The organism is Pontibacter brevis (assembly GCF_054779655.1).
In genome coordinates, this window is sequence record NZ_BAAGXV010000011.1 from 96,749 (window position 1) to 111,504 (window position 14,756).

At 47.9% G+C, this 14,756-nt stretch carries 11 protein-coding genes; 7 read left to right on the plus strand and 4 right to left on the minus strand.

The window, feature by feature from the left end; genetic code table 11:
* Positions 1 to 28 precede the first annotated feature (28 nt).
* Together ACYVB1_RS02905 and ACYVB1_RS02910 are read right to left on the minus strand one after the other, a co-directional pair.
* Positions 29 to 1,519 (minus strand): hypothetical protein, encoded by a 1,491-nt coding sequence (locus tag ACYVB1_RS02905; RefSeq protein WP_460920350.1) that lies wholly within the window; start codon positions 1,517 to 1,519, stop codon positions 29 to 31.
* A 22-nt stretch (positions 1,520 to 1,541) separates the two neighbouring features.
* The gene (locus ACYVB1_RS02910) at positions 1,542 to 3,020 is read right to left on the minus strand and encodes a hypothetical protein (RefSeq protein ID WP_460920352.1); all 1,479 of its coding nucleotides are present in this window, start codon (positions 3,018 to 3,020) and stop codon (positions 1,542 to 1,544) included.
* Between the two features lie 340 nt (positions 3,021 to 3,360).
* Here ACYVB1_RS02910 and ACYVB1_RS02915 point away from each other — a divergent pair, with 340 nt between their 5' ends.
* From ACYVB1_RS02915 to ACYVB1_RS02940, 6 genes are all read left to right on the plus strand, one after another.
* Complete coding sequence (locus tag ACYVB1_RS02915) at positions 3,361 to 3,510, plus strand: hypothetical protein (protein ID WP_460920354.1); 150 nt, start codon at positions 3,361 to 3,363, stop codon at positions 3,508 to 3,510.
* A 170-nt stretch (positions 3,511 to 3,680) separates the two neighbouring features.
* On the plus strand, positions 3,681 to 5,318 hold the full coding sequence (locus ACYVB1_RS02920) for an ABC transporter substrate-binding protein (RefSeq protein WP_460920357.1): 1,638 nt from the start codon (positions 3,681 to 3,683) through the stop codon (positions 5,316 to 5,318).
* A 10-nt stretch (positions 5,319 to 5,328) separates the two neighbouring features.
* Positions 5,329 to 6,720 carry an ABC transporter permease gene (locus ACYVB1_RS02925; RefSeq protein WP_460920359.1) on the plus strand — a complete coding sequence of 464 codons (1,392 nt, stop codon included), beginning with the start codon at positions 5,329 to 5,331 and terminating at the stop codon, positions 6,718 to 6,720.
* Positions 6,717 to 7,808 (plus strand): ABC transporter permease, encoded by a 1,092-nt coding sequence (locus ACYVB1_RS02930; protein ID WP_460920362.1) that lies wholly within the window; start codon positions 6,717 to 6,719, stop codon positions 7,806 to 7,808. Before ACYVB1_RS02925 ends, ACYVB1_RS02930 begins: the two co-directional genes overlap by 4 nt.
* 221 nt (positions 7,809 to 8,029) lie before the next feature.
* Positions 8,030 to 8,296 (plus strand): hypothetical protein, encoded by a 267-nt coding sequence (locus tag ACYVB1_RS02935; protein WP_460920365.1) that lies wholly within the window; start codon positions 8,030 to 8,032, stop codon positions 8,294 to 8,296.
* 481 nt (positions 8,297 to 8,777) lie between these two features.
* Positions 8,778 to 9,116 (plus strand): STAS domain-containing protein, encoded by a 339-nt coding sequence (locus ACYVB1_RS02940; protein ID WP_460920368.1) that lies wholly within the window; start codon positions 8,778 to 8,780, stop codon positions 9,114 to 9,116.
* A 200-nt stretch (positions 9,117 to 9,316) separates the two neighbouring features.
* Here ACYVB1_RS02940 and ACYVB1_RS02945 read toward each other — a convergent pair whose 3' ends face one another.
* Together ACYVB1_RS02945 and ACYVB1_RS02950 are read right to left on the minus strand one after the other, a co-directional pair.
* Positions 9,317 to 12,691 (minus strand): S41 family peptidase, encoded by a 3,375-nt coding sequence (locus ACYVB1_RS02945; RefSeq protein WP_460920370.1) that lies wholly within the window; start codon positions 12,689 to 12,691, stop codon positions 9,317 to 9,319.
* A 103-nt stretch (positions 12,692 to 12,794) separates the two neighbouring features.
* Positions 12,795 to 14,120, minus strand: coding sequence for an MFS transporter (locus ACYVB1_RS02950; protein WP_460920372.1), 1,326 nt, complete (start codon positions 14,118 to 14,120; stop codon positions 12,795 to 12,797).
* A 306-nt stretch (positions 14,121 to 14,426) separates the two neighbouring features.
* Here ACYVB1_RS02950 and ACYVB1_RS02955 point away from each other — a divergent pair, with 306 nt between their 5' ends.
* Entirely contained in the window at positions 14,427 to 14,756 is a 330-nt protein-coding gene (locus ACYVB1_RS02955; protein WP_460920374.1) for a hypothetical protein, read from the plus strand.

A 14,756-nucleotide genomic window follows, 5' to 3' on the forward strand; every position in this document is an offset into this window, starting at 1 on the left:
AGTGGTTACAGACAGCTTAAGGATACCCTCATGAAGCTCGCTTGTCAAGAACATGTAGCACTACGTCCCATAGGTGCTCATACGGAACGATTTCCACTTCTGCGAAAGCGTCTCCCGGAGGTGCTGTCTGGCATAGTTTCTCATAAAGCTTTTGCCCCTTTTCTCTTGAACTGGCAGGATGCAGACCTTCTTTGATAACCAGTAGCAGCAGCCGTAAGAACAAGCGGGGACGCTCTGCTTTCTCGCCACGCAGGTATTTCGATATATACTTCCTGATTCTTTCGGCTTGCGACTCATAATCGTCCAGGCTTTTTAGCTGCAGGCTTCTGATTGTATCCAGAACCAGCAGTGACAAGTTGAACCCAGCCTTATCTTTAGGCAGCATGACAAGTTCCGTTAAAACCCCCTCTGGCAGGTTGCTAACATTGTGAGATGGTATGACAGTGTGCATAAGCAGCAGGTATCGCCTATAAAGCTCCCACCTTTCTTTAGCAGCATCTTTGATTTTATGTATATGCTTACTACCTAAACTGTTCTGCATCAACTTACCAGCCAACTCATAATTCTTCGAATGCAATGCCAGGAGCAGGTAGTTCTCCATGAACGCGAACCAATTCAGTGTATTCGGCTCAAACGCCTGTAGGTACTCCTTAGCTAGTGAAATCCCAAGTCCGTACTGCTTTGTCCGAAGCAATGCATATACACGGATAAACCGATTATACCTTTGATCAAACCAATGTTTATGCAAACGTCCCTCCTCTAGCAAGCTCTCTGCTTTCTCAACTGCTTCAGAAATAGCCTTATAATCACCGGTCAACTCCAGGTATTGGATACTTAGAATGTGGTACAAACTATAAATATGAGAGGATTGTGATTTCTCCCATAAAGCATATAGCTCTTTTGTTATGGTAACAAACTCAGGCATAAAGGCATTTCTGCTGTTCACACCAGCATTCAGTTCAAGGACTGAGTGCTGGTACAGTTTTACCGCCTTACGTTCATCTTCTTCAATACTGTAGTACTTATGAAGCTCATTTGCCGTCTCCTGATAAACTTTTCTATTGTAAATAAATGTATTGATAGTCTGCTTCAATTCAAGTGCCCTAACAAGGGTAGGTGTTAGCATATTTTCTTTTGCCACAATTATTACTTGATTAAGAAGCTTATCCGCAATCTGATACTCATCAGCAGTTAGAAGAACCTGTGCCTCCAACAGCAGGCCGTTACAATGGTAGCTCAATAATCTAGTGGCAGCAAACTTGTTAGACGGGAATTCTAAAAAGTGAAGATGATTCAAAAGCTTTTTCCGCAACCTGGATTTTAGCATACGGTAATTAGCAGATGAACTTTCTTTCCCATATAGTGCTTTGAGGGCATCCTCATCTGATTCTATCTCATTCTTCTTTATCAGACTAAAGAGCTTTGTTTCCAGATTACTCTCATCCTGCTGGTTGATGAGGGGTGATGACTTACTGCTCCGTTCAACAACTAAACTGACCAGTCTTTTTAATTCATCCATTTAAATGATTGAAAGTGCCGAACTAAAATTTTTTTTCTAAAATGGACAGTATATGTTCCCATAAGTGCTCATAAGGAATAATTTCTATTTCTGCATAGGCATCACCAGGAGGAGGAGTTTCAATTAGCTTTTGATATAGCTTCTGCCCCTTCTTCTTACAATCTTCCGCATTAAAATCCTCTGTAACCGTTAAGATCAGGAGCCTTAAGAATGTTTTACTTCTTAAACTAAAAGCGTCTTTCAGATGGGTTAAGATATACTTTTTCAGGCTTTCAATTCTGTATAGCAACGCTTCAGAGTCCTCTTTTTGAAGAAAGTACACAAACTGTAAGATAAGTATAGCGACATTGAATCCCTGCTTATCTTTGCTATACTCAGGTAGTGAAGACATTAAGAACCTACTCTTTGGAAGTTGGTTATTTGAGGCTGAACTAAGCAGGTTTAGATACTCCCCATAAAGCGTCCACCTTTCCTTCGCACTGCTAAATATTTTAGCAAAGAAGCTGTTAGAGTAAACTTCTGTTATGATCAACTTACTTAACTCATAATGCTTTGCATGAAAAGCAAGAAGAAAATAATTTTCCATATAGGAAAACCAATTCAAAGAACCAGGTTCAAAATTAGATTTATATGCCGCGGCAGACTTCAATCCTAAGTCGTATTCCTTGTTTCTTAAATAGGCATACACCAGAATATAGTAATTATACCGCTTATCAAACCGCTTGGCGTTTATCTTTTCTTCCTTTATGAGTTCAAAAGTATGTGTTGTGATATTAATTATGCCCTGGAAATCCCCTATCAACTCATTATACCATATATACAACTTATAATATGCGTTGAAGGCTGAGAATGTACCGGATTGCTCCCAATTTGACTTTAGTTGATTTAAAACCTCAGGAATGTTCTGTAAATAGGCTTTTCGTGATTTGACAGATTTACGCAAGTTCAATTTTGCTATTTGAAACAGTTCAAGCGATTCCTGTGTGAGCTTTTCCTTATTTTTGTATAGCTGCAATGTTTCATACATGCTAACGTAAGAAGTTAAAGAACTTTCTTCCGCTAAACAGTTAACAGAGATAATAAGGCTTGAAACGGCTAAATCAGTAAAGTCATATTCAATACACAATCTGTATGCCTTATTACTTAAATTTTGAGCTAGCCCATACTCCATTTTTCTAAGCAGAACTTTCGCCTGAAAGAGAAGTCTCATTACCTCCTGCTCTTTTTGCTCAACACCAAATGATGCGCCTTTGTCATATCCTAAAAACAGAAGATGATTATACAGCTTCTTTTTTAGCCTGTGCTTCAGCATTTTATAGCGAACATCATTAGCAGAAGCGTTATATAGAAAAGAAGCAGCCTGGTTATCATTTTCAAAGGCGGAGGTATACAAACCCTCAACAAACTTCCCTTCCTTACTACTGCTATTGGTACTTATTGATAGACCATTTTTTACAGAATTCGGTGTTACTATTTTAATGAGTCTGTTAAGCTCTTCCATCCTATGTATAAGGTATTTAAGGGGAAATCATTTAAAATAAGCTATAAAACACCACTGATACCTAGTACAATTGATGTTACTTTTTGAACTAGCTATTCTTTTGTTCTCAGCTAAGCTTTCAGTTACTTTATATCGTAAATATAGTATATAAATGTTACTTTATGTAATATTTATATTTATGCACTACTATAATGAGTAAGATTTATTGCTTTTGAAGCATAATAATAAAAATAAAACTACAATACAAAAAAATAATCCGAGTTACTTTTTGCTCAAAATATTCCTTTATTCATAAGCCAATTATTTGAATATTTGTAACATCACTTAAACTTATAAAGACATGGTATCATTAATTACAGCCCTTATTTTACAGCTTGGAGTATTATTCAACAATGGTCAGAAGCCAGCTGACAATACAAAACCAGCAGAGACAAAACCATCTCCAACACTAACAATTCAAGGTGGTACAGGACAGTGGGTTGGTGAATAACTTGAGCGGTACGGCAAATACTATTTAAGTACATCACTCTTTTTCCCTAACTTGCCCTTAAGTGTGTCATTAGCCAAAGGGGAAGTATAATGAGGAAATTCAGGTTATTTTTAGTTAGCTTATTAGTAGTACTTTCATGTTGCAGCCAGCCCGCTCGTGCACCTGAGGAGGTGCGGGTACGACTGGCGATGGAACCGGGAACACTTAACCCGGTAAGCTACAGCGATGCGGGAGAACTCCAGATAATAAACCTGCTGTTTCAGAGCCTGTTGAGTGCAGACCTGGCGGATGACAAGTTAAAGCCCTTCCTGGTGGCTGATATGCCACAGGTGGAGCGACAGGATTCCGTAACGTTGTTTACTTACCAGATCAGGGAAGAAGCAACCTGGACAAACGGCTCTCCGGTAACAGCAGCAGATGTTGCCTTTACCCTGAAAGTGCTGAAAGCTCCGTTGCTCAACAATGAGTTTTTGAAACCACAGGTAGGCTTCATCCAGGATATCAGGTTTGATGCCTCCAATCCTAAGCGCTTTACCCTGGTATGTGCCGGATACAGCCCTGAAATGGAGTTGCTGACGGGAGATTACTTTATACTCCCAGCGTATTTATTTGACCCAGAAGCACTGCTGCAGTCCATTGAGGTGGCGGCACTAAGCGGAAGCCTTTCCGAGCTAGAAGACAATCAAGATTTAAAGGCATTTGCAGCTAAGTTCAACTCTCCGGAGTATGGGCAAAGCACCAGTATGCTGCAGGGCAGCGGCGGCTACCTGCTGGAGGAGTGGGCAAAAGGGCAGTACCTTGCCTTGAAACGCAAAGAGGACTGGTGGGGAAACAATGTTCAGGGCGCACAGCACCTGACCGCCATCCCTGAACGCATCAGCTTCCAGATTATCCCTGACAACACCACGGCCCTGCTGGCCCTCAAAAACAGGCAGCTTGATGTGTTAGAAAACATTGAAGCTGCTGAGTTCGACAAAATCAAAAAGGATGAGAGTTTCCAGGAGGACTATGCCCTCTACTCTCCTGATGCCTACGAATTTGTTTATGCCGGGCTTAACACCCGTTCCCCTAAGCTTTCTGACAAACGCACCCGACAGGCGATTGCCCATCTACTAGACGTGAGCAGCGTAATACAGGTATCACAGCGAAATTATGCCTCTCCCACAGTTGGCCCCATTCCTCCCTCTGTAAAAGAATACTATAATAGTAGCTTAGCGCCTCACAGCTTCAGCGCAGAAAAAGTAGCCGGATTACTGGAGGCTGCAGGGTGGCAGAAAGAACAGGATGGCTGGTACAAAAGCATTGGTGGCAAAAGAGAGCAGCTAACCATAGAAGTAAATTACAAAGCGGGTAGTAATACATTTGAAACAGCCGCTATTATTTTCCAGCAAAGAGCGGCAGAAGTGGGTGTGCCTGTACAGATACAGGCTATGGAGAGTAGTTTACTGAGCCCTAAGATAAAAGCTCATGAATATGAAATGTTCTTCCGGTCGCTTTCCGGCAATCCGTTTGTGTTTAATTTCCAGCCTTTGCTTCACACCTCCTTCGCTTCTGCGGGAGGCAATAATGTAACCGGCTTTGGCACATCTGAAAGCGACAGTGTGCTGGACGCCATCAATACAGCTGAAACACCGGAAGAAAAAGCAAAGCTTTTAAAGCGCCTCCAGGAAATCATGCACGATGAGGCTGCTTTCATTGCCATGTATTACCGCAAAGATCGCCTTGCTGTGCACCGCCGGTTCGATAATGTGAAAGTATCCGGACTGAAGCCAAATTATGATGTGAGCGCGTTCACGCTTCAGAAATAAGTAACGTTTCATGCTGCCTTACCTGCTCAAGCGGCTGCTTCTTGCTATACCTGCCCTGTGGCTGATGGCTACTGCTGTGTTCCTGCTCAGCAGGCTGTTACCCGGGACTTTCGCCACCGAACGCCTCTTACATGACAATGCCGGATATTACAGCAAGGCGACAGAAAGCGACAGGCAGGCAGCCTACCTCAGTTACGTCCGGAGAACCGGCCAGCACCTGCCTTTATTTTATTTCTCGGTAAACCCGGCACCCCAGCCGCCGGATTCCCTTGCGCTCACTTATTCCGAAACAGAACAAACACAACTCCGGCAGCTCGCCTGGCACTACGGCAGCACGCGTAATGCAGAGGCATTTGTTTCAGGCGTGAAATTACTTGAGAAGCAACTGGAAGCTTACCCTGACACATCGCTTAAACATCACCTGCAAACCCTGCAGACAGAGGTGAACAATACAGCTTTGCAAACTGCGGCCATGCATACCGTAACAGAGGCAAAAGAGCCGCACGTGAGGCATGCTGCAGAACAGGTGCTGGCACAGGTGCGCCAATTGCAGCAGCAGCGGTCGTCGCTTGCCTTTCTGATTCCGCAGGTAAGCTGGCATGGCCGCCATAACCAGTACCATCAATGGCTTATGCGGCTTCTTCAAGGCGACTTAGGCACTTCCTTTAGAAGCAACCGCCCGGCACTGGCACTTGTAACAGAGGCTATCGGCAACACCTGGTGGCTCCTGCTTTGTAGCATGGTCATTACACTGGTACTGGCGCTGGAACTAAGCATCCTGATGACCAGGAGAAAGGGAAAAGCTCTACGGAAGGTCCTGTTACCCCTACTCTTTATTACAGACAGCATTCCTCTCTTTGTGCTGGCGCTGCTGTTGCTGGTGTTGCTGGCTAACCCCGATTTCATACAGCTTTTCCCCGTTTTCGGGATGGGCTATTATTCTCCCCGGCAACCAGGCATCTGGGAACAACTGAATCAATGGTGGCAGTACATGACCCTGCCCATGCTGTGCCTCGTGCTGGCCAACCTGCCGTACATTACGAACCAGGTTTATGCTTCTATCCAATCGGCGGTACAGGCAGACTACACCCGCACAGCCAAAGCAAAGGGACTGGCAGAGGGCGCTATCATACGGCGGCACGTACTTCGCAACTCGTTGCTGCCCATTATCACCCTGGTTTCCGATTTCCTCCCCTCCTTAGTGGCTGGCACCTTTGTCATCGAAACTGTCTTTGCTGTACCCGGCATCGGGCGCTTGTTGATAGAATCGGTGCTGGCCCGTGACTACCCTGTGCTTGTGAGCATTGTGCTGGTGATAGCCGCTTTCAGGATAGTTGCTTTCGTATTGGCAGACCTGGGTTATGCCCTGGCTGATCCACGCCTGAAGCAGCAACTGGCATGAGGCAGGTCTGGCAAAACATACTCTATCTCTGGCGCAGCAAAATCGCCTTTCAACTGGCGGGAGGCTACCTGCTGCTGCTCCTCGCGCTGGTGCTGGTATTGCCCTTCCTGCCCCTCTCCTACGCACCAAACGAGCTTGATTTAGCACACACCTTTCAACCCCCTTTTGAGGCTGCGGTTCCCCTGAACCAGGCACGGCACCTGCTGGGAACAGACGGTGTAGGAAGAGACGTGCTCTCAAACATGCTGTATGGTGCCCGTACTGCACTCCTCATCAGCGTGCCTGTTATGTTGCTGGCTACGCTCATGGGGTTAGCTTTAGGTGCGGGAGCAGGTTATTATGCTGACCGGGGCCTCAGGGTACGCAGCAGCAGTCTGATCCTGCTCCTGCCGGGCATCTGGTGCTTTTGTTACTACGGCATCTATTTGCCCCTGCAGGTTGTACACCTGAACCTGGGAATAACACCGCTTGCTGTTAGTTTCCTGGCCGGTGCGCTGCTCCTCATGTTACTTTTTGGCCTTTTCATGTTGCTACATAAAAAAGAAACTTTCATGCACAGAAAAGTAGCTGTACCCGTCGACCAGCTAGTGTTGCGGTTGATAGAAGGCCTCTCCACCATCCCCCGCTTTGTACTGATACTGGTGCTGGCATCCTTCCTGCCCCCTTCCGTACCACTGCTTTCAGCTATTCTCGTTTTAACCCTCTGGACTGGTGTGGCACGCCTCGCGCGTGCAGAAATGCTTCGTATAAAGCAGTTGCCCTACTTTGAGGCGGCAAAGAGCATCGGCCTTAGCTCCAAACAACTCCTCTGGCGGCACGCGCTACCCAACTTGGCAGGTCCTGTTTTAGTGGCATTTACCTTTGGCCTTGGAGGCTTACTCGCTCTTGAATCAACCCTATCCTTCCTTAACATTGGCGTACCGACCACACTCGTTAGCTGGGGCAGGATAATTTCAAATATCCGCACCAACACCTCCGCCTGGTGGCTGGTAGCCTTTCCAGGCGCTTTTCTGACCTTCACCGTGCTTGCCCTGTACACGTGCAGCCACTACTTAGGTGAAACTTTTTCTAAAAATAGCAGGACCTAAAATGTTACTTTTGGCTATTTTTTATCAAATAGAGCATCACGTTTTTCTTAAGTAGTAACGGGCATGTCCTTGATCTAGTGCCTGTAAGCGCCAATTCGGGCACAAAAGACACTTCAGACAGCTTGCTTATGCATGTTACCTGCAGCTCTTAATATTCCTGTTCCTGAAGGGCTGGTATGCGTAAAATTGTAACGTATTAAAACCCTAAGCCCCCGATTACAATGAATACCACCGTTCACCCATCTACCCAGGCGCAGGCACATAGCTGCTACAAGAGTGCATGTTTGTCAGCTATTGCTGTACTAAAGGCAGGCACGCAGGAGGAGGAGCATGTTGGATTTGCCACGATAGATGGCAACATGATTCACCATGTAGAAGTAGCCAGTGCGGTTAATAACGGTGCCGGAATATTCATTGGAGATTACTTTGTGGGCTTCGCTGATTATGATCAGTCTATCAGCCATACAACACCTTTTATTCGCTATTAATGCTTCGCTTTTCCTTGGGCTGAAGCTTTATATACTTTTTGGTTAGTAATACATTTGTTGGTTGTTTGTGTTTAGATTAGCACTAGCCCTGTAGTCCCCCCTACAGGGCTTTTGTTTTACCGGGGTTGTAGTTTGGCAGGAGTATTCCACCCACTTCATCACCAGATAATTTTCTCCCCGGCACCACTCCACACCCTAGACCAAACACTGCTTTCACACGTATAAACAACTGAAAACAATGCACTTACAAGGACATAACCGTACTCAAACTGCTTAGCCACTGCCGGCTCCACGACATTAGCGATTGCAATAACAAAAAGTTAAGTATTTACAACAAAAGAGATTACGTATTTCCGCTGTCTAACAAAAAAATTTGTAGTAGTACCTTTATAAAAAGTAAAAGCCTCCTTTGGAAGAGGGACTAGAAAATACACTACACTATAAAACAAACGGATAAATAATGGCAGTTTATGTACAACATATGAAGTACTGCAGCCTGGTAATGGCGAAAGGATGTGTAGACACAGAGGATTGCACCTTATTGGAGCATGTAATGCGATGCGCATCCCTGTCAAAAAACAAAACTGTCTGGGTAGACTGTGAATCCATCTCTTCCCTGCCAACAAAGTCGTTGCGCATGCTCCTTTCACTGTGCAGCAAAGCAGAGTCCAATGGCGTTACCCTGCTCTTTTATCAGTTCAACCCAAAGATCAACAGAATAATTGAGAAGGCGGGACTGAATAGCGTGCTGAATATTCTGCCTACCATGGCTGATGCCTATGCCTATTGCAGAAAGAAAGACGCTTCTGCAAGAGGGTAGATAAATTACAAGAGGATAGATAAATCAAAAGACGAAAAACCTCCTGTTTAAGCCTATGAACTGTTTCTGGGCTAAGACAGGAGGTTTTCTATTTCGCACTGATTGACCAATTGAAGCAACCGCCCTGAAAAAGGAAAGCGGTGCAGAAACCTCTACACCGCTTTCCCATAATTCATTTTACCTTCAGCAGAAACTACACCTTATTGATTTGGAGATGCTGCCTCTTTCTCCCATCCTTCCGGACGTCGCCATCGGTTCGGTGCAGCAGGCTCGGGCTTTAATTGCACCTCCTGCGTTTTGAGGAGTTCCATTGCTTCTGCCACGGCACGCTCCAGTTGCGGGTCCCTGCCGGCAATTACGTCTGCCGGTTTGTTCAGCACCTCGATGTCCGGCGCCACGCCTTCGCCTTCCACGGCCCACTCACCGTTGGCATCCACAAAGCCGCCTCGCGGTGCTACCATACGGCCGCCATCAATGAAAGGAGGCGTATCCCAGGTACCGACGAGGCCACCCCAGGTGCGGGTGCCCACAATAGGTCCTATCTCCATCTTGCGGAACAGGTACGGCAGCAAATCGCCACCAGAGCCCGCCATTTCGTTTACTATCATCACCTTTGGTCCCCAGATACCGGACATGGGCGTGGTAAATGGACGGTGCTCTCCTACTTTGCTGTTAAAGTAGCCGTGCAGTTCCCGGCCCATAATATCAACCATGTAATCGGCTGCGGATCCACCGCCGTTGTTACGCTCATCAATCACGGCGCCTTTCTTGTCCTGCTGCCCAAAATAATACCGGTTAAAGTAGGTGTACCCGCCCTGCCCGGTGTTTGGAACATACACGTAGGCCAGCTTGCCTCCCGACATTTCATCTACTTTTCTGCGGTTGCCCTCAATCCAGGCCATACGACGCAGGCCGGTCTCGTTAGCCACTGGCACAACCGTTACCAGGCGGGAGCCTTGCATAGTTGGTTTACTGTTGATGCGCAGTACAGTTTGGCGATCGGCAGTGGCCTCGAAGAACTTATAGATGTTCTCCGGTGCCTTTACGTCCATGCCGTTTACCTCCAGGATATAATCTCCCTTGTTGATATTGAGGCCGGGGGCACGAAGCGGGGCGCGCAAATCAGGGTTCCAGGCCTCGCCGTTGTAGATGTTGCTGATGCGGTAGTAGCCTTTGTCTACCTCATAGTCTGCGCCCAGTAAACCAATCGGCACACGCTTCACATCCGGGAAGTCACCACCCGAAGTGTAAGAATGGCCCACGGATACCTCCCCGCCCAGGATGTCAATCATATAGTGTAGTTCTGAACGGTGGCGCACGTGCTCCAGCCAGGGGCTGTACCATTCGTAGAGTTTATCCCAGGGAGCACCGTGCACGTTGTCCACGTACAGGAAGTCGCGCTGGTAACGCCAGCCCTCCCGGAAAATCTGCTTCCACTCTTCTGCAGGCTCCACTTTCACTTTCATATCAGCCAGCTTCAGTTTTCCATCGCCAGCCTTGGGCGCACTGCCTGTGGCACTCACGATACTCCAATTGCTTCCGCTGCGGTACAGCAGGCTTTTACGGTCGAAGGAAACAGCCGCGTCATTCACCTTGGTCAGGTACTCAGTAGATTTGGCATCCTTCAGGCTATAGCGGTGCAGGTTATCGCCCTGCTGATTCTGGATGCTCTCCAGGTAAAACACCTGCCCTTCCGGCCCCGGCAGAAGCCCGGTATAGTTGCGCTCCGGTATATCGATGGGGATGATGCGCTGGCTTAACCCCTCTATGTCAATCTTCACCTGCACGGCAGGCTTCACCACTTTGGCTTCGCCTTTCTGCCCGCTCCTGGTCCGGACTTCTTTTTCCTTTTTCGTGGATTTGCCATCCTGCAGGTTCACGTTTTTCTGATCCTCTTCCTCGCCCTGCGCCGTTTCCTCATCACTGCGCGGCAGCAACGGAGACGGTGTGTCCTTGGAAAGCACGATCATATAGAGGCTTCTGGTAACCGGACGGTCGTAGCTGCTCATATCCAGCCAGCCGGTGTTCAGGCCAAAGTTGGTACTGGACAGGAAGTACAGGTATTTGCCGCTCTCATCCCAAACCGGGGACAGGGCATCGGCCATTTTATCTGTGAGCTGCAGGGTCTGGTTTGTTTCCACGTTGTGCACCTTCACTGCTTTGAACTGATTTTCCAGCAGCCGCGTGTACGCAATCCACTTGCTGTCCGGAGACCAGACCGGGTTGAGGGTTCTGTCGGGGTGGGCGTACCCTTCGGTATCTGCTTTCTTTATTTTCCCGTTGGCTACTTCCACATACCAGAGATTATAGTCCGTGTCGGTAAAGGCGATGTATTTATTGTTGGGAGACCACTCCGGGCGGAAGAAGAACGTAGGGTTCGGAATAGCGATGCTCCGCGGCTTGGTCAGTCCTTCCTGGTCTCCGATCATGAGCTGGTATTCACCGCTGGCATCGGAGAACCAGGCAATCTTTTTACCGTCCGGCGACCAGGTCGGGTAACGGTCGGCAGCGCCCGGTGTGCGGGTGATGTTGCGCCAGTCTCCTTCCTCCTTCGGCACTGTAAATACTTCTCCGCGCGACTCAAACAAGGCCCGCTTACCACCAGGACTCAGGGAAGCATGCGTCAGCTGCGTAGGCGACACATCAGCCCAGCGTGGGCGTGCCCAGTCAAAGTCGCCTCTAACCTCTATGGCCAGCTGCTTCGTCTCGTTTGTCTTCGGATTGAGCAGGTGCAGGTATCCGCCCTGCTCATACACCACCATACCAGCACCCGCATCCAGGTTCTTTGTATCGAACTGCTTGTGGAAGGTATGCTGCTTCAGCTCTTCTGTTTTGGGGTTGTAAGACCAAATGTTGTTGGCAAAGTCTCGTTCAGACAGGAAGTACACGATGCCATCCATCCAGACCGGGCTGGTGTGGCGTTCCTTGTTCTCCTGTGGCGTTTGCTTCAGGGAATAGTTTTTCAGATCCACAATCCAGATAGGCTGGGCCTGCCCTCCCCGGTAATTGCGCCACTCCGGGTCCCAGAAAGATATAGGCTGATAAGCTGCAAACTGCCCGTCCTCCGACAGCTCGCCGTTGGCTGCCTGCGGTATCTTCAGCGCCTGTGGCATGCCCTGTTCTACTGAAATCTGGTAAAATTTAGAATTTGCCGTAGGGTGGCCGTCGCGTGCAGAAACAAAGAGCACAGATTTACCATCCGGTGTCCAGCCGGTAACGTCGTCGTTGCCCGGGTGCCAGGTGAGCCTTTTAGGCTGGCCGCCCTCCACCGGAATCAGGTACACATCGGTGTTCCCGTCGTACTGGCCGGTAAAGGCAATCCATTTGCCATCGGGTGAAAAATGGGGATTGGTTTCGGCCCCCTCGTTGGAAGTAAGCCTGCGGGCGAAGCCAAGGTCAGTACTGCTTCCCTTGCGGTCCGCTATCCACAAATCGTTGGCATACACGAAGGCAATATGGCCTTCACTGATGGTAGGCTGCCGCAGCAGGCGGGTGCCCTGCGCCTGTACCGTATCCGGCAGGGCATATAAAGCGCTTCCCAGCAGGGTGACCTGTAAAAGCTTTTTAAGTATCATGTGTTATAGTTTAGAACAGAATCTAAATATATAACAAGATAGCTTAAAAAGCATGTTTCAACGGCAGTCCCTGTTTTGGAAGTGTCTGAATTTCACAGTTAGTTTAAGCCAGCTGCTCATCCACGTCATTTACAATCAGGGTCAGGAAGCCTCCCAGTATCATGGAGCACCCGCCCAGCACCAGGGCGAAAATGGCCTCTCCGCCAAACAGCTCATCGGTCATGAAACCGAGTACGGCCCCGGCTATAATCTGGGGGATGACAATAAAGAAGTTGAACACACCCATGTAGTACCCCATGCGTTTGGCAGGCAAAGCCCCCGCCAGAATAGCATAAGGCATGGATAGGATACTGGCCCAGGCAATGCCCACGCCCACCATGGACACCAGCAGCATCATCGGGTTCTCTATGAAGTAGATAGATATCAGTCCAAGGCCACCCATTACCAGGCAAATCAGGTGGGTAATTTTTCGGCTTGTGAGTTTAACAAGGTAAGGCAGCAGCAGGGCGAAAACAGCTGACACACCATTATAAACAGCAAAGCACACCCCTACCCAGTCGGCACCCTCGTTATAGAGCAGGGAGGTCGTGTCGGAGGTGCCATACACGTGGCTGGTAAGGGCTTTAGTAGTGTAAATCCACATGGAGAAAAGGGCGAACCAGGAGAAAAACTGCACCACGGCCAATTGCAGCATCGTTCTGGGCATATGAAAAATACCCATTACTGTTTCCTTTACCCCTTCGCTGAAGCTGGTGTTCTTTTTCTCGGCCTCAAAGGCCTCCATGTCTTCCGGCGGATATTCCTCTGTTCTGAACACTGTCCACAGCACGGCAGAAATAAACACAATGCCACCCACATAGAAAGACCACTTCACAGAGGGCGGAATCATCCCTGCAGGAGCTGTATTGGGAACACCAATCCAGTTAGAGAAAATATAAGGGAGTAAGGAGGCTATTACGGCACCGGCACCAATAAAAAAGGTCTGCATTCCAAAGCCCAGCGTGCGCTGGCTCGAAGGGAGCAAATCGCCAACAAGCGCCCGGAAAGGCTCCATCGACACATTGATAGACGTATCCAGAATCCAGAGCATGCCTACTGCCATCCAGAGGACCGAGGCGTTCGGCATCACAAACAAAGCGGCTGAAGCCAGGATGGCACCAATCAGGAAGAAAGGACGGCGGCGACCCAGCCTCGGGTGCCACGTTCTATCGCTTAAGTAACCGATAATTGGCTGCACCACCAGGCCCGTAACAGGCGCTGCCAGCCAGTAAAGGGCAATTTCGGTGCCGCCAAGGGTTTCGAAAATCCGGCTGACGTTAGCGTTCTGAAGCGCAAAGCCAAACTGAATACCTAAAAACCCGAAACTCATGTTCCAGATTTGCCAGAAGCTTAGCCTCTTTTTCTCTGCCGCCCGGACTGTTTGTGCCATATAAATCTGATAGTGCTATGAAGGTTGGATGAAATTAATCTTTTTACGGTAGATTTCTTGAAACTAACACAGTCAATTTGATGCTGAAGCAGGTGCTCACTCAAATTCAGACATTTAATGTGGCAAAAAGTTTCCATTAGCATGCAGTTTAAGTTATCAGGTTATTCCAACAAGCTTTTTAGGGTTCTTTCCGTGCAGTATTGCTTCCTGCTTCACGCGTTGGTTCACCATACCTGCGCCGGCGCTATTTTGAAATCCTGCTCACCTACTGTTCATTTCCCGGCTCCTTCTCTTATCTTAGCAGGTATGGAAATACAGGGTAAATGGACAAGAGACGAAGAGGGCTTCATGGAGTTTGAAACTCCGGAACTGCAACGCCATTATGAGGCCATCACAGACAAATACCACCAGGTATACAACCGCTATGCCGCCGAACTGGACGATGACGATGCGTACTATAAAGCACTCGAAGATGGATATGAGATGGTGACAGATTACAAGACCATCAACGGGAACCAGGAATTTGCCACTACCTACATTACGCCTGCCTATGTAGCGGATGTATGGTATGAGACAGATGAATTTACCCAGAAAAGAGTCTACGACCGGGGCTTTATAAGAATCAGCAGCAAGTAA